At 63.2% G+C, this 17,513-nt stretch carries 16 protein-coding genes and 4 pseudogenes; 12 read left to right on the forward strand and 8 right to left on the reverse strand.

Annotation, left to right across the window (positions count from 1 at the left end; genetic code table 11):
- Positions 1 to 35: 35 nt before the first annotated feature.
- The 3 genes from LOY22_RS07045 to LOY22_RS07055 are packed head-to-tail and all read right to left on the reverse strand — an operon-like array spanning position 36 to position 2,337.
- Positions 36 to 593: a peptidylprolyl isomerase gene (locus LOY22_RS07045; protein ID WP_258596970.1), complete on the reverse strand. Its 558-nt coding sequence runs from the start codon at positions 591 to 593 to the stop codon at positions 36 to 38.
- Entirely contained in the window at positions 587 to 1,399 is an 813-nt protein-coding gene (locus LOY22_RS07050; RefSeq protein ID WP_093386004.1) for an alpha/beta fold hydrolase, read from the reverse strand. The genes LOY22_RS07045 and LOY22_RS07050 overlap by 7 nt, the downstream gene beginning before the upstream one ends.
- 14 nt (positions 1,400 to 1,413) lie before the next feature.
- The gene (locus LOY22_RS07055) at positions 1,414 to 2,337 is read right to left on the reverse strand and encodes a LysR family transcriptional regulator (RefSeq protein ID WP_045193404.1); all 924 of its coding nucleotides are present in this window, start codon (positions 2,335 to 2,337) and stop codon (positions 1,414 to 1,416) included.
- A gap of 49 nt (positions 2,338 to 2,386) precedes the next feature.
- Between LOY22_RS07055 and LOY22_RS07060 the strand changes: the two genes are divergently transcribed.
- The 3 genes from LOY22_RS07060 to LOY22_RS07070 all read left to right on the forward strand — a co-directional run bounded on the left by LOY22_RS07060 (position 2,387) and on the right by LOY22_RS07070 (position 4,467).
- Positions 2,387 to 2,701 (forward strand): 3-phosphoglycerate kinase, encoded by a 315-nt coding sequence (locus tag LOY22_RS07060; RefSeq protein ID WP_093385999.1) that lies wholly within the window; start codon positions 2,387 to 2,389, stop codon positions 2,699 to 2,701.
- 109 nt (positions 2,702 to 2,810) lie between these two features.
- Positions 2,811 to 3,410: an FMN-dependent NADH-azoreductase gene (locus LOY22_RS07065; RefSeq protein ID WP_093385994.1), complete on the forward strand. Its 600-nt coding sequence runs from the start codon at positions 2,811 to 2,813 to the stop codon at positions 3,408 to 3,410.
- Between the two features lie 178 nt (positions 3,411 to 3,588).
- Positions 3,589 to 4,467, forward strand: coding sequence for a carboxylate/amino acid/amine transporter (locus LOY22_RS07070; RefSeq protein ID WP_045193401.1), 879 nt, complete (start codon positions 3,589 to 3,591; stop codon positions 4,465 to 4,467).
- Here LOY22_RS07070 and LOY22_RS07075 read toward each other — a convergent pair.
- Positions 4,408 to 5,709 carry a mechanosensitive ion channel family protein gene (locus tag LOY22_RS07075; protein ID WP_045193400.1) on the reverse strand — a complete coding sequence of 434 codons (1,302 nt, stop codon included), beginning with the start codon at positions 5,707 to 5,709 and terminating at the stop codon, positions 4,408 to 4,410. The two genes, LOY22_RS07070 and LOY22_RS07075, sit on opposite strands and share 60 nt — an antisense overlap.
- A gap of 144 nt (positions 5,710 to 5,853) precedes the next feature.
- On the opposite strand from LOY22_RS07075, the gene LOY22_RS07080 reads away from it, so the two are divergent.
- On the forward strand, positions 5,854 to 7,179 hold the full coding sequence (locus LOY22_RS07080; RefSeq protein WP_258596973.1) for a DEAD/DEAH box helicase: 1,326 nt from the start codon (positions 5,854 to 5,856) through the stop codon (positions 7,177 to 7,179).
- Between the two features lie 96 nt (positions 7,180 to 7,275).
- Here LOY22_RS07080 and LOY22_RS07085 read toward each other — a convergent pair whose 3' ends face one another.
- Entirely contained in the window at positions 7,276 to 7,545 is a 270-nt protein-coding gene (locus LOY22_RS07085; protein ID WP_045193398.1) for a hypothetical protein, read from the reverse strand.
- A 126-nt stretch (positions 7,546 to 7,671) separates the two neighbouring features.
- On the opposite strand from LOY22_RS07085, the gene LOY22_RS07090 reads away from it, so the two are divergent.
- Together LOY22_RS07090 and LOY22_RS07095 are read left to right on the forward strand one after the other, a co-directional pair.
- Positions 7,672 to 8,064 carry a transcriptional regulator gene (locus LOY22_RS07090; RefSeq protein ID WP_093385881.1) on the forward strand — a complete coding sequence of 131 codons (393 nt, stop codon included), beginning with the start codon at positions 7,672 to 7,674 and terminating at the stop codon, positions 8,062 to 8,064.
- A gap of 109 nt (positions 8,065 to 8,173) precedes the next feature.
- A pseudogene (locus LOY22_RS07095) lies at positions 8,174 to 9,101 on the forward strand (DMT family transporter).
- Here the strand turns inward: LOY22_RS07095 and LOY22_RS07100 are convergent.
- A pseudogene (locus LOY22_RS07100) lies at positions 9,052 to 10,234 on the reverse strand (YbfB/YjiJ family MFS transporter). The pseudogenes LOY22_RS07095 and LOY22_RS07100 sit on opposite strands and share 50 nt — an antisense overlap.
- 106 nt (positions 10,235 to 10,340) lie before the next feature.
- On the opposite strand from LOY22_RS07100, the gene ptrR reads away from it, so the two are divergent.
- On the forward strand, positions 10,341 to 11,234 hold the full coding sequence (ptrR, locus tag LOY22_RS07105; protein WP_045193394.1) for a putrescine utilization regulator PtrR: 894 nt from the start codon (positions 10,341 to 10,343) through the stop codon (positions 11,232 to 11,234).
- A 124-nt stretch (positions 11,235 to 11,358) separates the two neighbouring features.
- Positions 11,359 to 11,484, forward strand: a complete 126-nt coding sequence (locus LOY22_RS07110; RefSeq protein WP_010223057.1) for a PA1414 family protein — start codon at positions 11,359 to 11,361, stop codon at positions 11,482 to 11,484.
- Between the two features lie 54 nt (positions 11,485 to 11,538).
- On the opposite strand, the gene LOY22_RS07115 is transcribed toward LOY22_RS07110, so the two are convergent.
- Entirely contained in the window at positions 11,539 to 12,918 is a 1,380-nt protein-coding gene (locus LOY22_RS07115) for a sodium:solute symporter (RefSeq protein ID WP_045193393.1), read from the reverse strand.
- A 145-nt stretch (positions 12,919 to 13,063) separates the two neighbouring features.
- A complete protein-coding gene (speB, locus tag LOY22_RS07120; RefSeq protein ID WP_045193392.1) occupies positions 13,064 to 14,014 on the reverse strand; it encodes an agmatinase in 951 nt (316 codons plus the stop codon).
- Between the two features lie 222 nt (positions 14,015 to 14,236).
- Here speB and LOY22_RS07125 point away from each other — a divergent pair, with 222 nt between their 5' ends.
- The 4 genes and pseudogenes from LOY22_RS07125 to LOY22_RS07135 all read left to right on the forward strand — a co-directional run bounded on the left by LOY22_RS07125 (position 14,237) and on the right by LOY22_RS07135 (position 17,509).
- Positions 14,237 to 15,130 (forward strand): LysR family transcriptional regulator, encoded by an 894-nt coding sequence (locus tag LOY22_RS07125; protein WP_045193391.1) that lies wholly within the window; start codon positions 14,237 to 14,239, stop codon positions 15,128 to 15,130.
- Between the two features lie 141 nt (positions 15,131 to 15,271).
- Positions 15,272 to 15,577, forward strand: a pseudogene (locus tag LOY22_RS27025) (PAS domain-containing protein); the annotation flags it as partial.
- Positions 15,578 to 15,856: 279 nt separating this feature from the next.
- Positions 15,857 to 16,831, forward strand: a pseudogene (locus tag LOY22_RS27030) (methyl-accepting chemotaxis protein); the annotation flags it as partial.
- Positions 16,832 to 16,909: 78 nt separating this feature from the next.
- The gene (locus LOY22_RS07135) at positions 16,910 to 17,509 is read left to right on the forward strand and encodes a tRNA-uridine aminocarboxypropyltransferase (protein WP_258596978.1); all 600 of its coding nucleotides are present in this window, start codon (positions 16,910 to 16,912) and stop codon (positions 17,507 to 17,509) included.
- Positions 17,510 to 17,513 lie beyond the last annotated feature (4 nt).

The raw sequence follows: 17,513 nt of genomic DNA on the forward strand, positions 1-17,513 counted from the left end.
CGCGGGCCTGGTTCACGTCCCTGTGAAGCCCAAGGTCAGTCGATGCGTTTGGCCGACTTGATGAATACCGGGTCGACCGGCACATCGCGCATGCCTTTTTTCACTGTGGTGGGCGAGTTGACGATCTGGTCGACCACTTCCATGCCTTTGACGACCTTGCCGAACACCGCGTATCCGCGGTCGCGGCCCGGGTCGAGGAAGGCATTGTCGGCGACGTTGATGAAGAACTGGCTGGTGGCCGAGTTCGGGTCGGAGGTGCGCGCCATCGACAGCGTGCCACGGACGTTCTGCAGGCCATTGCTGGCTTCGTTGCGGATCGGGTCCTTGGTGGGCTTTTGCACCATCTGCTCGGTGAAGCCACCGCCCTGGACCATGAAGCCCGGGATCACCCGGTGGAACACGGTGTTGTTGTAGAAGCCGCTGTCCACGTACTGCAGGAAATTCTTGGTGCTGATCGGCGCCTTTTCCGCGTTCAGTTCCACTTCGACCTGGCCGAAGCTGGTGTCGAGTAATACGTGGGGCGTCTTGTCGGAAGCCATCAGGCTGGTGGCGAAAACGACCGAGCAGGTGGCGAGCAGGAATTTTTTCAGCATGGGCTCAATGATCCTTGAGAGGTGGTGGACGCCGCCAGGAACTGCAGCAGCGTCTGATTGAAGACGTGAGGTTGATCCAGGGGTGTAGCGTGCCGGGAATCTTCGATAACCGCCAGCCGTGCCTGTGGAATCAGCGCAACGTAGCGCTCTTTAAGTTGTACCGGGGTGTAATCCTGGTCGGCGCTGATGACCAGGGTAGGACAGCGAATCTGCCCCAGGCGTTGCGCCACGCCCCAGCCGACTATGGCGTCGAAACTGGCCAGGTAGGCGCGTTTGTCGTTCTTTGCCCAGCGCTCGGCCATCTTGCGGCGTAAATCGGCCTGCTGCGGCTTGGGGAACAACCGCTCGGCCAGGCCCTTGCCGATGGTTTCAAGGCTCAGCACGCGGGCCAGGGCCCAGCGCTTGGCCCACCAGATCCAGTCGCTGCGGCTGCGGCGCTTGACCTCCGGGGCGCTGTTGACGATGCACAGGCTGCGCAGCCACTGGGGATGATCGACGGCAAACTGAAAGCCGACCATGCCGCCCATGGACAGCCCGACCAGGTGTACGGGGCCGGTCTGCAACCGCTCGAGCAGGGCCAGCAGGTCGGCGCTGAAGCTGGCGATGCTATAACGCTCGCGTGGCTTGTCGGAGCGGCCATGGCCACGGATGTCCATGAGGATCACGCGGTAGTGGCGAGCCAGCTCCGGCACCTGCATTTCCCAGTCCTGGCAACTGGAGCCCAGGCCATGCAACAGCACCAGCGGCTCGCCTTGGCCGTATTCCTCGTAGTGTAGCGAGCAACCTTCATGTTCGAAGTAGGCCATCGGCGTGATTCCTGTCAGGCTTGGGCGGGCGCGGCGAAGGGCACATCCAGCGGTGCGGTGTCGAAATTGCGCAGCAATTCGACGAGGATCTGCGTTGCCGGGCCCAGAGGTTTGTCCTTGTTCGAGTAAAGGTAGAACAGTGGGTGGCGACTGCCACCCTGATCCAGTGGTAAAGGCTTGAGCAGGCCTTCACGCAGCTCGCGTTCGATCAGATGCCGCGGCAGCCAGGCAAAGCCCAGGCCGCTGCTGACGAAAGTGGCGGCGGTGGCCAGGCTGCCGACCGTCCAGCGCTGTTCGGCGCCCAGCCAGCCGACATCGCGTGGCTGGGCGCGGCCTGAATCGCGAATCACCACCTGCAGCTGGCTTTCCAGGTCCTGGAAGCTCAGTTCCCGGTTCAAGCGGTGCAGGCTGTGTTCGGGGTGGGCGACGGCGACGAATTCGACCGAACTCAGTTCGGTGCCCAGGTAGCCGGAAATGTTGAAGCCGCTGATGGCAAGGTCCGCAATGCCTTCATGCAGCACCTCTTCGACCCCGGACAGCACCTCTTCGCGCAGGCGCACCCGGCAGCCACGGCTTTGCGGCATGAACGCGCTCAAGGCGCGGACCAGGCGGGCATTGGGGTAGGCGGCATCGACCACCAGGCGCACTTCGGCTTCCCAGCCCTGTTCCATGTGATGGGCCAGGTCTTCAAGCTGGCTGGCCTGCTTGACCAGTTGCCGCGAGCGGCGCAGCAGCACGTTGCCGGCCTCGGTCAGCACCGCCTTGCGCCCGTCGATACGCAGCAGCGGTACGCCGAGCTGGTCCTGCATGCGCGCCACGGTATAGCTCACCGAGGATTGCGAACGGTGCAGGGCCTCGGCGGCCTGGGCAAAACCGCCGTGATCGACCACCGCCTGCAGGGTCCGCCACTGATCCAGGGTTACGCGCGGCGCTTTCATCTTCGGCTCCTGTTGTCCTAAGCTGGCGCTCTTTCATGGAGAGCGTCGTATGAAGAAATGTTGTGCTGTATTGCTGGCCCTGCTTCCGCTCACGGCCCTGGCCTATCCCATCGACGTGAAAAAAGACATCGACGGCGTCAAGGTCGACTACACCACCTACGACACCGACCGTGACATCGGTTCGATCAGCGTCAACAACTATGGCGACGTCGATGCCCAGTGCAAGGTGACTTTCCGCAATGGCCCGGAAGCGCCACGGGTACGCCGGGTGAATGTGCCGGCGAAAAAAAGCGTCGATGCCACTGCCAAGTTCAACCGGGAAATCATCAAGCTGCGCATCGCCTTGGAATGTAAGCCGAAATAAAACAATTTAACTGATAGGTTGGACCCAGTTTTTACGCTTTTTTATCGATAGGTCAATCATTAATCTTGCCTCCATCGACTTACCGAACTCGCCGATGGAGGCAAGCCCCATGTCCCGTGTACTCGTCATCGAAAGCAGCGCCCGCCAGCAGGACTCGATCTCCCGGCAACTGACCCGCGACTTCGTCAGCCAGTGGCAAGCCGCCCACCCGGCCGACCAGGTGACCCTGCGCGACCTGGCCGCCAACCCGGTGCCGCACCTGGATGGCAACCTGCTCGGCGGCTGGATGAAGCCCGAAACCCAGCGCAATGCCGAAGAGCTAAAGGCCCTGGCTCGCTCCAACGAGCTGACCAATGAAGTGCTGGCCGCCGATGTACTGGTGCTGGCCGCGCCGATGTACAACTTCACCATCCCCAGCACCCTCAAGGCCTGGCTGGACCACGTACTGCGCGCCGGCATCACCTTCAAGTACACCGAAACCGGGCCCCAGGGCCTGCTGACCGGCAAGCGCGCCTACATCCTTACCGCTCGCGGCGGCATTCATGCCGGCGCCAGCAGCGATCACCAGGAACCTTACCTGCGCCAGGTCATGGCCTTCATCGGTATCCATGACGTGACCTTCATCCACGCCGAAGGCCTGAACATGGGCGGCGATTTCCACGAGAAGGGCCTGAACCAGGCCAAGGCGCAGCTTGCCGCCGTGGCATAAGCCGGCAATGATTTTTCCCGCCTGACACCTGTTGCTCCTTTGGGTGTACCTGCCCGGTCTGCCTTGCGCGTGACCGGGCTTTTTTATGCTGCTTGGCGTGCTAGCCGGCCTTGCCAGCGACTATTGCCGGGCTAGCCGCTAACCGTTAAGGTCGCCGCCTCCACAGCAAGGGGCCAACATGGGCTATTTATTGATCGTCGCGCTGATCCAGGCGTTTTCCTTCAGCCTGATCGGCGAGTACCTGGCCGGGCATGTCGACAGCTATTTCGCCGTGCTGGCGCGGGTGTTGCTGGCCGGCCTGGTGTTCCTGCCGCTGACCCGCTGGCGCCAGGTCGAAGCGCGCTTCATGCGTTCGATGCTGCTGATCGGTGCGCTGCAGTACGGCATCACCTATGTCTGCCTGTACCTGAGCTTCCGCGTGCTGACGGTGCCGGAGGTGCTGCTGTTCACCATTCTCACGCCCTTGCACGTGACCCTGATCGAAGATGCCCTGAACCGGCGCTTCAACCCCTGGGCGTTGGTGGCGGCGCTGGTGGCGGTTGCCGGCGCGGCGGTGATTCGCTTCGACAGCATCAGCCCGGACTTTTTCATCGGCTTCTTGCTGCTGCAACTGGCCAACTTCACCTATGCCGCCGGGCAGGTGCTGTACCGTCACCTGATCGCACGCAACCCCAGCGACCTGCCGCATTACCGGCGTTTCGGTTACTTCTACCTGGGCGCCTTGCTGGTGGTGCTACCGGCCTTTTTGCTATTCGGCAACAGCCAGCACCTGCCGAGCACCGAGGTGCAATGGCTGGTGCTGCTGTTTTTGGGGCTGTGCCCGACGGCACTGGGCTTGTACTGGTGGAACAAGGGTGCCTGCCTGGTTTCCGGCGGCACCCTGGCGGTGATGAACAACCTGCACGTGCCGGTCGGTTTGCTGCTCAATTTGCTGATCTGGAACCAGCACGAGCCGCTGGGCCGGTTGTTCATCGGCGGGGCGGTGATCCTCGCGTCGCTATGGCTCAGTCGTCTCGGCACTCAGCGCCCGCTGCTGGCTGGGCAGGGTCGAGGGTAACAGGCCGGCGCGCAGGTCATTGCCGCTGGGTTGCTGGTACAGGCTCAGGCCGAACTCCGGCATCACCGCCAGCAGGTAGTCGAAGATGTCGCCCTGGATCCGCTCGTAGTCGGCCCACGCCGTGGTGCGCGTGAAGCAGTAGATTTCCAGCGGCACGCCCTGGGCGGTGGTCTGCATCTGGCGGACCATGCAGGTCATGTTCGGCTGGATCTCCGGGTGGCTCTTCAGGTAGGCCAGGGCATAGGCACGGAAGGTGCCGATGTTGGTCATCCGGCGACGGTTGGCGGACAGTTCGGCGACATTGCCCTGGGCCTCGTTCCAGGCTCTGAGCTCACTGCGCTTGCGGGCAATGTAGTCGGTCAGCAGGCGTACTTCGCTCAGGCGCTGCTCCTCATCGGAGCGCAGGAAGCGCACGCCGCCGGCATCGATGAACAGGCTGCGCTTGATCCGTCGCCCGCCCGACTGCTGCATGCCGCGCCAGTTCTTGAACGACTCGGACATCAAGCGCCAGGTGGGGATGGAGACGATGGTCTTGTCGAAGTTCTGCACCTTGACCGTGTGCAGGGTGATGTCGACCACGTCGCCGTCGGCGCCGACCTGGGGCATCTCGATCCAGTCGCCGACCCGCAGCATGTCGTTGCTGGTCAACTGCACGCTGGCGACGAACGACAGCAGGGTGTCCTTGTAGACCAGCAAGATGACCGCCGACATGGCGCCCAGACCCGAGAGCAGCAATAGCGGCGAGCGGTCGATCAGGGTGGCGACGATAACGATGGCGCCGAACACGAACAGGACCATCTTCGCCAGTTGCACGTAACCCTTGATCGAGCGGGTGCGGGCGTGCTCGGTGCGCGCGTAGATGTCCAGCAGGGCGTCGAGCAGGGCGCTCAGGGCCAGGGTCAGGAACAGGATGGTGAAGGCCAGGGCGAGGTTGCCGAGAAAGTGCTGGCTGGTGGCGCTCAGCTCCGGCACCAGTTTGAGGCCAAACTGCACCACCAGTGACGGGGTGGTCTGGGCCAGGCGCTGGAACACTTTGTTCTCGCGCAGGTCATTGACCCAGTGCAGGGCTGGCTGGCGGCCTAGCAGACGGGCGGCGTGCAGCACCAGAAAGCGCGCCACGCGGCCGAGCAGCAGGGCGATCACCAGCAATACGCCCAGGCCGATACCGGCGTGCAGTAGCGGGTGTTGATCAAGGGTGCCCCAGAGGTCCAGGGTGTTTTGCCACAGCTGTTGAATGTCCATAACGGTGTCGTAAAGGGTCCGCAAGTCGAAAACAAGGCCATTAGAGCGCGGATCGGCAAGAAGTTGCCAAAAGAAATTCGGCTCCGACGCCGGAAAACGTTACCCTATGCAACTGAATTTTTTGCACATGCCCGAGGTACACCCGTGTTTTCCCAATTCGCCCTGCACGAACGCCTGCTCAAAGCCGTGGCCGAGCTGAAATTTGTCGAGCCGACGCCGGTGCAGGCAGCGGCCATCCCTTTGGCGTTGCAAGGGCGTGACCTGCGGGTGACGGCGCAAACCGGTAGCGGCAAGACCGCAGCCTTCGTCCTGCCGATGCTCAACCGCCTGGTTGACCTCAAGCAGAAACGCGTCGAGATTCGTGCCCTGGTGCTGTTGCCGACCCGCGAGCTGGCGCAGCAGACCCTCAAGGAAGTCGAGCGCTTCTCCCAGTTCACTTTCATCAAGGCCGGGCTGATCACCGGTGGCGAAGACTTCAAGGAGCAGGCCGCGATGCTGCGCAAGGTGCCGGACGTGCTGATCGGCACCCCGGGCCGCCTGCTCGAGCAGCTCAATGCCGGCAACCTGCACCTGGAGCATGTCCAGGTGATCGTGCTCGATGAAGCCGACCGCATGCTCGACATGGGCTTTGCCGAAGACGTCGAGCGCCTGTGCAACGAGTGCCCGAATCGTGAACAGACCATGCTGTTCTCCGCCACCACCGGCGGTGCCGGCCTGCGCGACATGATCGGCAAGGTGCTGAAAACCCCTGAGCACCTGATGCTCAACAGCGTCAGCCAGCTGGCCGAAGGCACCCGCCAGCAGATCATCACCGCTGACCACAACCAGCACAAAGAACAGATCGTGCAGTGGCTGCTGGAGAACGAGACCTACGACAAGGCGATCATCTTCACCAACACCCGGGTGATGGCCGACCGCATCTACGGTCACCTGGTGGCCAAGGACTACAAGGCTTTCGTCCTGCACGGCGACAAGGACCAGAAAGATCGCAAGCTGGCCATCGAGCGCCTGAAGCAGGGCGGCGCCAAGATCCTCGTGGCTACTGACGTTGCCGCCCGCGGCCTGGACGTCGATGGCCTGGACCTGGTAATCAACTTCGACATGCCGCGCAGCGGCGACGAATACGTGCACCGCATCGGCCGTACCGGCCGTGCCGGTAACGAAGGCCTGGCGGTGTCGTTGATCTGTCACGGCGACTGGAACCTGATGTCGAGCATCGAGCGCTACCTGAAGCAGACCTTCGAGCGCCGGGTCATCAAGGAAGTCAAAGGCACCTACACCGGGCCGAAGAAGGTCAAGGCCTCGGGCAAGGCGGCCGGTGTGAAAAAGAAAAAGACCGATAAAAAGGGCGACAAGAAGGTTGTGGCCAAGCGCAAGCCAACAGCCAAGCCAAAGCCTAACACGCCGCTGGCCAGCGCCGACGGCCTGGCACCGCTCAAGCGCCGCAAACCGGCGCCGGCTGCGGAGTAAGCGCAGGCTTCATAGTCCTCCCACAGGTTCTTTGCAGCCCTTGTGGGAGCGGCGGTGCGGCGACCCGACTTGACCCGCGATTGTTTCACCCCGATTTCAAGTCTTCTTCTCAGCGGTCTTCAATTCCTGCATCCGCTTGTCGATCAGTTGGCACTTGTCCGGCAAGTCCTTGCTGGCCGTGCCCAGCTCCATCTTCTGCAGCTCGTCGTTGATCTCCTTGGCCTTCTGCGGGTTCTGCTCGGTGAGCTTGCTCACTTCCTTGGCCAGTTCTTCGCGCTTGGCCGTCGCTTCCTCCAGCGTGCACGCCCAGCCGGGCAGGGCCAGCAGCAGGCTGGCGGCGGCTGCAATGTTCAACAGGGTTTTCATCGGCAGGCTCCTGGGCAATCAAGGTGAAGTCTTGCGGTTGAGCCTGGCCGGGCGGCGAAAGTTCAGTCGAACCGCAGCCGCGTACACCGGTCACAATCTTACCTACCCCTGATTGAGGCTATGCCGATGACCACCTACGACTGGGACCTGATCGAACGCCTGTTGCACGAAGCGCAGAACAGCGCCGGCCACAGTTTTACCCCCAGGCCCTACGCCGAGCAGCATGCGGCCCAGCTGGCGGCCGAAGGCGCAGCCCCTGGCGATCTCGATCATCTGAAAACCCTGGCATGTGAGTATGAAAAGCTGCTGTTCGAGCGCGGTTACTTTGCCTCACGCCCGGAAGACGAGGGCGGCAACGGCGAGAACTTCATCCTTACCGAGCGGGGCTCGCGGCTGCTGAGCCTGCTGGACAGCAGCATTCCGGGCAACGATCACCCGCGCCAGGTGCTGGATGAACAGGAGGATGCATTGGACGAGGCGACTTTCGATCATTTGGCCTCCAAGGCGCAGATTGCCTGAAGCAGGTAACACAAGGCTGGCATTGAGCGGCCGCCGCCGCTGATAATCGGCGCTGGATCCACTTCTGCCGAGAGCCTGCCATGTTGCTGCCAGAAACCGGGGGCGCCCGATGAGCGCCAGCCGCCGCAATACCGATGCCTTTGCCCTGCAAGTGATGCTGGTGCTGTGCCTGATCTGGGGCATCCAGCAGGTGATGATCAAGTGGGCCGCACCGGATATTGCCCCGGTGATGCAGCAAGCCATGCGCTCGGGGATGGCGGCAGTGCTGGTCGGCCTGCTGATGTGTTTTCGTGGCGGCTGGGACCAGGTCTCCAGCACCTGGCGCGGCGGGCTACTGGCCGGTTCCCTGTTTGGCCTGGAGTTTCTGTTCATCGCCGAAGGCCTGAAGCTGACCTCGGCGGCGCACATGTCGGTATTCCTCTACACCGCACCGGTGTTTACCGCCCTGGGCTTGCATTTCATGCTGCCCAGCGAGCGGCTGCGGCCCTTGCAGTGGCTGGGCATCCTGCTGGCCTTTGGCGGTATTGCCTTCGCCTTTGCCGGTGGCGTTTCCCTTGAGCATCTGGACGCACAAATGCTGCTGGGTGATGCCTTCGGGGTGCTGGCGGGCCTGGCCTGGGGCGCAACCACCGTGGTGGTGCGCGCTTCGCGGCTGTCGGAGGCGCCAGCGACCCTGACGCTGTTCTATCAACTGGCGGTCGGTTTTGTCGGCCTGCTGTTGATCGCTGTCGCCAGTGGCCAGGTTACCCAGGTGCAGTTCACCCCGCTGTCGATCGGCAGCCTGCTGTTTCAGGGCCTGATCGTGTCGTTTTTTCAGTTACCTGACCTGGTTCTGGCTGCTGCGCCGCTATCTGGCCTCGAACCTGGCGGTGTTCTCGTTCATTACTCCGTTGTTCGGGGTGACTTTCGGCGTGCTGTTGCTGGGCGAGCCGTTGAGCCTGAATTTCGTCCTCGGCGCGATCATGGTGCTGCTCGGGGTGACCCTGGTCAGCGCTGAACAGTGGGTGCGCCGGCGCCTGCGCAGCCTGCTCGGCTAGCCTGCGGGCGCAACAGCAGCAGGCCGGCGAGCACCAGGCCCGCTGGCGGCGATCAGCAGCGCTGCCTGCAGGCTGCCGGCGAACTGATTGCTCAGCGCCGCCAGCAGCGGTCCACTGAGCTGGCCCAGGGCAAAACAGGCGGTCAAAAGCCCGGCATTGCGCTGGCTGGCGTGCGGTGCCAGCTCCCGCGAGCGTTGCATTACCAGTTGCATGCAGGCCAGGAACGGGCCGCCACAGAGGATTACCCCCAGCGCCAGGCCCGGGCCGTTGCCCAGCAGGCAGGCGAACACGCCGGCGGCCTGCAGCCACAGGGTTGCGATCAGCCAGCTTGAGGTGCTGCCCATGCCTGGGCGGCGCAGGCTGACCAGCAGCACGCCCAGCGCCGCCGCGAGACCAAAGCCGGGCCAGAAAAGGTCGGCCAGCCACTGCCCGTGAAAGCGCGCGCTGGCCATCTGCGACATGAAGGTCGCGGGGATGATGTAGCCGATACCGTACAGCGCATACACCAGGCCCAGGCGGGCAATTCCTTGCCCGGCTGGCTGGACGCGCGCCCCGCTGACAGTAGGCGCTAGCGTCTGCGGGCGTGGCAGCGCTGGCAGCACGATCAGCAGCATCAACAGGGCAACGGCGGCATAGATCAACCACAGCGGCGCCGAGCCCAGTCCGTTGAGGTTGGCGATCAGCGCCAGCATTCCGGTTAAAAAAATTCCCACCCCGGGCCCGGCAAACACCAGGGCGCCGAGCCGTGGCCGATTGCTGGCCGCTGCCACCTGCTGGCTGAGGCTGGTGAGCATCACCAGCACCCAGGCGCTGGCAACGCCGGTGCCAAAGCGCAGCAGCAGGTGAGCCCAGAAACCGCTGGCCGAGAACGACGCCAGGGTCAGCACGACGCACAGCCACAGCCCACCGTGCAGGCGCGCGCTGACCTGGCCCGGGCGGCGGGCGAACATCGCATCCAGGGCGCCGAGCAGATAGCCCAGGTAGTTGGCGGCGGCGATCAGGCCGGCGGCGGTCAGGCTGACCTGCCCTTCGCTGATCAGGTGCGGCAGCTGTGGGGTGAGGGCGAAGCGGCCGATGCCCATGGCCATCATCAGGGCAACGGCACAGGCGAGAAGGCGAACAACTGGCGACATGGCGGCAATTCCTGCACAAGCGTGAATGACCGTCAGGCTAAAGCCGGTTGACTTTCAATAAAATTGAATAATGATGAGTAACTTGTTCTGTTTTGGAGAATGGCTCGTGGAGCTCAGCCAATTGCGGATTTTCCAGGCGGTGGCCGAGGAGGGCTCGGTGACCCGCGCCGCCGAGCGCCTGCACCGGGTGCCGTCGAACCTGTCGACGCGCCTGCGCCAGCTCGAAGAGCAACTGGGCGTTGAGCTGTTTCGCCGCGAGCGCCAGCGCTTGCAGCTGTCGCCGGCGGGCAAGGTGCTGCTCGATTACGCCGGGCGCATGCTCGCCCTGCACGATGAGGCCTTTGCCGCCGTGCAGGGCGGGCAGCCGGCCGGGGAGTTCGTGCTGGGCTCGATGTACAGCACTGCGGCCATTCATTTGCCCGACTTGCTGGCCCGTTACCACAGCGCTTACCCGGCGGTGAACCTGCAGGTGCAGGCGGCGCCCAGCGGCGAGTTGCTCGAAGGCTTGCTCAGCGGCCGCCTGGATGCCGCCCTGGTGGATGGGCCGCTGGCCCTGGCCGGGCTCGACGGCGTGCCGCTGTGCGACGAAACCCTGGTGCTGATCACCGAACCCGGCCATGGGCCGGTGCGCAGTGCCCGCGATGTCGCCGGGCGGGCGGTGTTCACCTTTCGTCAAGGCTGTTCGTACCGGATGCGCCTGGAGGCCTGGTATGCCCACGATCACGCGGCCATGGGCCGGGTCATGGAGATCGAGTCGTACCCGAGCATGCTCGCCTGTGTGATAGCCGGGGCTGGGGTTGCGTTGATGGCGCAGTCGATGCTCGACAGCCTGCCGGGCCGCGAACGGGTGGCGGTGCATCGCCTGCAGGCGCCGTTCGATCAGGCCACCACCTGGCTGATGTGGCGCAAGGGCATGCGCGGGGCGAATTTGAGCGCCTGGATCGATTTGCAACAAGGGGAAACAGTTACCCAGGCAGCGCAGATGGCGCAGGAGGCTTGATTGAGATCAAACTTGCCCTCAAGTCATGTTGCACAGACATGCGCATTGCAATACTTGGGACTATGATCTGTATGAAGCATCGCAGGATTTATTCGCCGTGCAGGCTGACCCGTAAGGGGGAGTTATGAGAAACCATCTGTTCAACTGGCTCCACGACCTGGCCGCTGCCCTGGGCCTGATCCCGCCACCGCTGCAGCCGGTGCCGATCCCTACCGACGAAGAACAGCGCAAGCGCCAGCCACGTCGCTAAAACACATCGGCCGCCGCATCATTGCTGATGCGACGGCCGTGGTGCACCTGTCTATCAGGCCAGGTTGACGGCGCCTACCGGGCGGCGCGACATCAGGCTGACTACCACAAAGCTCACCAGACCGATCGCCAGGCTGTAGTAGATCGGCGTGTTGGCATCCATCCCATCCATGATCATGAACGCCAGGGCGGTAACGAAGCCCAGGGTCATGCTGGTGATCGCCGCCGCAGTGGTGGCGCGTTTCCAGTAGATGGCGCCGATCAGCGGAATCAGCATGCCGCCCACCAGCAGGTTGTAGGCCAGGGTCAAGGCGCTGATCACATCGGTTACCACCAAGGCGATACCCAGTACGGCAATACCGGTCAGCAGGGTGAACAGGCGGTTGATGCCCAGGCTCGACTGCTTGCCGCCGCGCAGTTTCGGCAGCAGGTCTTCAGTCAGGACCGTGGAGGCGGCCAGCAGGCCAGCACTGGCGGTGGACATCATCGCTGCCAGCGCAGCGGCAATCACCAGGCCACGGATACCGTCAGGCAGGGTGGATTTGACGATCGCGGCAAAGGCGTTGTTGGCGTTGTCCAGGTCCGGCAGGAGGACATGCGCGGCCATGCCGATCAGTGCGCACACCAGGCCGTAGATCACGCAGTACACGCCAGCAGTGGTGCCCGCGTACTTGGCGACTTTCTCGTCACGGGCGGTGAACACCCGTTGCCAGATGTCCTGGCCGATCAGGATGCCGAAGAAGTAGATCAGGAAGTAGGTGATGATGGTGTCCCAGCCGATGGTGGTCAGGCTGAAGTTGCTGGCCGGCAGCTTGGCCACCAGTTGATCCCAGCCACCGACCTTGTACAGGCAGATGGGCAGCAGGACAAACATCAGGCCGACGGTCTTGATCACGAACTGGACGATGTCGGTCAGGGTCAGCGACCACATGCCGCCGATGGTCGAGTACACCACCACGACGCCACCACCGAGCAGGATCGCGCCCCAGAACGGCAGGTCGAACAGCACTTGCAAAACGGTGCCGATGGCCAGGGTCGAGGTCACCGCGATCATCAGCGCGTAGGCAAGCATGATCACCGCACTGGCCTGGCGGGCCATGGGGTTGTAGCGTTTTTCCAGCACCTGGGTAACGGTGAAGATCTTCAGGCGCAGCAGCGGCTTGGCCAGGAACAGGTTCAGGGCGATGATGCCCAGGCCCAGCGCGGCGCACAGCCAGAAGCCGGAAATCCCGTGGACATAGCCCAGGCGTACGGTGCCGACGGTCGACGCGCCGCCCAGTACCGTGGCGGCCATGGTGCCCATGTACAGGCTAGGGCCCAGGTTGCGCCCGGCCACCAGGTAATCTTCATGGGTTTTTGCCCGGCGCATGCCGAACCAGCCGAGCGCGAGCATGCCGGCGGCATAAATCAGAACAACGAATATGTCCAAGGCCATGGGTGTCTCCAATTATCTTTATTATGGTGAGATCGACCCCGGCGCCAGGCAAGCCTGGCGCCGGGTCATTCGTCTACTCAGTGGGCCGTCGTTGCGGCCCGACTGTCATGGCTCCTGCCCTGTTGCAACTCCTGGTGTACTACCGTTAGCGGCGAACCACGCCCGGCAGTGCACAGAGCATTTCGTACAGCAGGTTGGCACCGAGCAGCGAGGTGTTGCCGGTGGTGTCGTAAGGTGGCGAGACTTCAACCAGGTCGCAGCCGATCAGGTCCAGGCCCTGGCAACCACGGATGATTTCCATCGCCTGGATGGTGGTCAGGCCGCCGATTTCCGGGGTGCCGGTGCCCGGTGCCCAGGCCGGGTCGATACCGTCGATGTCGAAGCTCAGGTACACCGGGCCGCCACCGACTTTCTCGCGCACTTCGGCCATCAACGGCTCCAGCGACTTGTGCCAGCACTCTTCGGCCTGGACCACACGGAAGCCCTGCTTGCGGCTCCAGTTGAAGTCTTCGGCGGTATAGCCCTGGGCGCGCAGGCCGATCTGCACCACGCGGTCGCAGTCCAGCAGGCCTTCTTCGACGGCGCGGCGGAAGGTGGTGCCGTGGGCGATCTTCTCGCCGAACATGTGATCGTTGACGTCGGCGTGGGCATCGATGTGCACCAGCCCGACCTTGCCGTGCTTCTTGTGGATAGCGCGCAGGATCGGCAGGGTGATGGTGTGGTCGCCGCCCATGGTCATGGGGATGACGTTGTGTTCGAGGATCTCGTCGTAGGCTTCTTCAATGATCCGCACGGCGTCGAGCAGGTTGAAGGTGTTGATCGCCACGTCGCCGATATCGGCAACCGACAACGAATCGAAGGGCGCAGCGCCAGTGGCCATGTTGTACGGGCGGATCATCACCGATTCGGCGCGGATCTGCCGTGGGCCGAAGCGGGTGCCGGAGCGCAGCGAGGTGCCGATGTCCAGGGGGATGCCGATGAACGCGGCATCCAGGCCTTCGGCGCTTTGCAGGTGAGGGAGACGGAGCATGGTGGCGATGCCGCCGAAGCGCGGCATTTCGTTGCCGCCCAGTGGTTGGTGCAGAATCTTGTCCACGGTCGGGCCTCATCGATTCGATTGTTCTAGTTGTTGGAACCTGTCTGGCTGGCCTGGGGCAACCCCTGAAATGCCGGCAAGCAGGTGCATTGCGGCAGAGTCTGCAAAAGGTAGTGGATGAAAAGAATCGCTACAGGCAAATACTTAGTTCAGGTTTTTCTGAACTAATGCCGGTATTGCGGTTAGAATCCGGCCATCTGTAGCCCTGCGGACCGCGATCACATGGCCTCTGCCTTGCCCGACCTGAAACTCCTGCGCATCTTCGTCAGCATCGTGCGCCACCAGGGGTTTGCCAATGCCCAGCGCGAGCTGAACCTGTCGACCTCGGCCATCAGTACCTACATGAGCCAGCTCGAGGCGGCCCTCGGCATCGTCCTTTGCCATCGCGGCCGTGGCGGTTTCAGCCTGACCAGCAAGGGTGAACTGTTCCACCAGGAGACCTTGCGCCTGCTGGCAGAAATGGACGGTTTCGAGCAATACGCGGCGGCGCTCAAGGGGGAATTGCGCGGTACCCTCAACCTTGGGGTGATCGACTCCACCGTCGGTGATCGGGCCTTGCCTTTGGCTGAAGCTATCGGTGCCTACAGCCAGGAGCACCCGGCGGTGCACTTGCACCTGTCGGTGTCGAGCCCCTACGAGCTGCAACTGGGGGTGCAGGACAACCGCCTGGACCTGGCCATCGGCGCCTTTTCGACGCGCATGAGCGGGCTGGTGTATCAGCCGTTGTACCGCGAGCAACATTGGCTGTATTGCAGCAACCGCCATCCGCTGTTCAACGAGCGGCGCATTCCCGAGCAGGTGATTACCCAGCAGCGCATGGTCGGTCGCGGTTACTGGAGCCAGGCTGAACTTGCCCGCCACGGCTTCAAGCACAGCGCGGCAACGGTGGAGAGCATGGAGGCGCAACTGATCCTGGTGTTGTCCGGCGCCTATATCGGCTACCTGCCGGAACACTATGCCCAGGCCTGGGCTGACAAGGGCGATTTGCGGGTGCTATCGCCGGCGACCTTCGGCTATCAGGCACCGTTCTCCATGATCATTCGCCGTGGCCGCAGCCGCGAACCCTTGATCCAGACCTTTCGCGATCTGCTCAAGGCGCAACTCACTCCAGCCTGAACGAAACGGCCCCTAATAAATTTAGTCTTGGCTGCAAAAATTCCTGAAAATATCGGCCGCAACCCCGTAATTGCTCTGCTAAACCTGTATTGGCTTGATGAAATTTCCCATCTCTCCTTTGCAGGGATCGCCCAGATGCGCATGAATTTGCCCGTCACTGAGCATGAAAGAACCTTTCCGAGCGAACAGCGGCTGATTTCCACTACCGACCTCAATAGCCGCATCACCTATTGCAACGACGCCTTTGTCGCCATCAGCGGTTTTACCTACGAGGAATTGCTCGATCAGCCGCACAACCTGGTGCGTCATCCGGACATGCCCCCCGCGGTGTTCGGGCATATGTGGGAAACCATCAAACAGGGCAAACCCTGGATGGGCGTGGTGAAGAACCGCGCCAAAAACGGCGACTTCTACTGGGTCAGCGCTTACGTTACGGCGATTTACGAAAACGGCCGGATCAGCGGCTACGAGTCGGTGCGCTCGGTACCGACCCGCGAGCAGATCCGCCGGGCCACGGCGTTGTATGCACGGTTGCGCCAGGGGCGCAGCCCGGTGCCGCTGGCGGCTCGACTGGGCGCGACAGTGGAACACGGCTGGCCCTTGGTCGGCGCTGGTATTTTGTCTGTGATCAGCTATTTGTGGCTGCCCCAGTACGCCGCCCTGGGTGTGCTGATGGCCAGCCTGCTCAGCGCCTGGTACCTGATCGAGGCGCGGCAGAACCGGGTGATCCGCCGCACCCTGGGCGAACACCCGAAAGCCTTCACCAGCCCTCTGGTGGCCCTGACCTACAGCGACAACAGCGGCCTGCAGGGCCAGCTGGACCTGGCGATCATCAGTGAAGAAGCCCGCTTGCAAACGGCCCTGACGCGCCTGGTGGATGCCGGTGTCGGGGTCAAGACGCGCGCCGCGCAATCCTCCGACCTGTCCGGGGCCCAGGCGCAGATGCTCGACAAGCAACGCAGCGAAACCGATCAGTCGGCCACGGCGATTGCGCAAATGGCAGCGACCATCCAAGAAGTGACGCACAACGTGCAGAACACCGCTACGGCCGCCTCCGATGCCGATCACCTGGCCCAGCAGGGCAGTGACCTGGCGCAGCAAAGCCTGCGCGCCATGGGCAGTATGGCCGAGGCGGTCAGCGACATCGGCCAGGCGGTCAATGCCCTGGCCGATCAGACCCAGTCGATCGGCAGCGTGGTCGATGTCATCACCTCGATTGCCGAGCAGACCAACCTGCTGGCGCTCAACGCGGCGATCGAGGCGGCGCGGGCCGGCGAGCAGGGCCGGGGCTTTGCCGTGGTCGCCGACGAGGTGCGCTCGCTGGCCCAGCGTACCCGTACCTCGACCGAGGAGATCCACCAGATTATCGCCTCGTTGCGCGCCGGCGCCGAGCGGGCGGTGTCCAGTGCCAGCAAGGGCGAGCAGATCTCCCGCGACAGCGTGCACAGCGTCGAGGCGGTGCAGTCGGCGCTGGTGGGCATCACCCAGGCGGTCAGCCGTATCACCGGCATGAGCCAGCAGATGGCCACGGCCTCGGAACAGCAGAGTCATGTCGCCGAGGACATCAACCAGCAGATCACCCGCATTGCCCAGCTCTGCGATCACAGCGCCGGGCAGGCCAAGCAGGGCGCCGAGATCAGCCAGGACCTCGAACGCATGGCCGATTACCTGTACAGCCTGGCCGAACGTTTCAACCGCTGAAGCTTTTCGTCTCTCCCACAGGGAAGTGGGCTTTTTTCGGGGCTGCTGTGGCACACTTTGCCCGCTCAGGAGAACCCGATGTCCAGAATCCACTGCGAGCGCTGCCTGCGCCCACAAGCCCATTGCCTTTGTCCGCTAATCCCTTCCCTCGACAGCCGTACCCGCGTGCTATTGCTGCAGCATCCCAGTGAAGTGCGCCATGCGCTCAATACCGCCAAGCTGGCGGCGCTTGGCTTGCGCAATGCGCAATTGCACGTGGGCGAAGTGTTTGAGAATCTGCCTGAGCTGCTGCAAGCACCGGGGTACCGCAGTGCCTTGCTGTTTCCGGGCGATGCGGCGCAGCCGCTGGTGGCCTATGCCGACGGCGAGGATCAGCGACCGTGGCAACTGGTGGTGCCTGATGGTACCTGGCGCAAGGCGAGCAAGTTGTTGCATGTGAACCCGTTGCTCGGCACGTTGCCGCGAGTGACCCTGGCCCAGGTCCTGCCTTCGCGCTATCGCCTGCGCAAAGCGCCGCAGGCGGGGGCAGTATCGACTCTGGAGGCACTGGTGCAGGCGCTCAACGTGCTGGAGGCGCCGGTTAATTTTGACGCGCTGTTAAAACCGTTCGAGGCGCTGATCGAGGGGCAGATTGCGGCGATGGGGCGCGAGACCTACGAGCGCAATCATCTGCGTTGAGCCA

The sequence above is a fragment of the Pseudomonas sp. B21-035 genome, assembly GCF_024748945.1.
Classification (GTDB): domain Bacteria; phylum Pseudomonadota; class Gammaproteobacteria; order Pseudomonadales; family Pseudomonadaceae; genus Aquipseudomonas.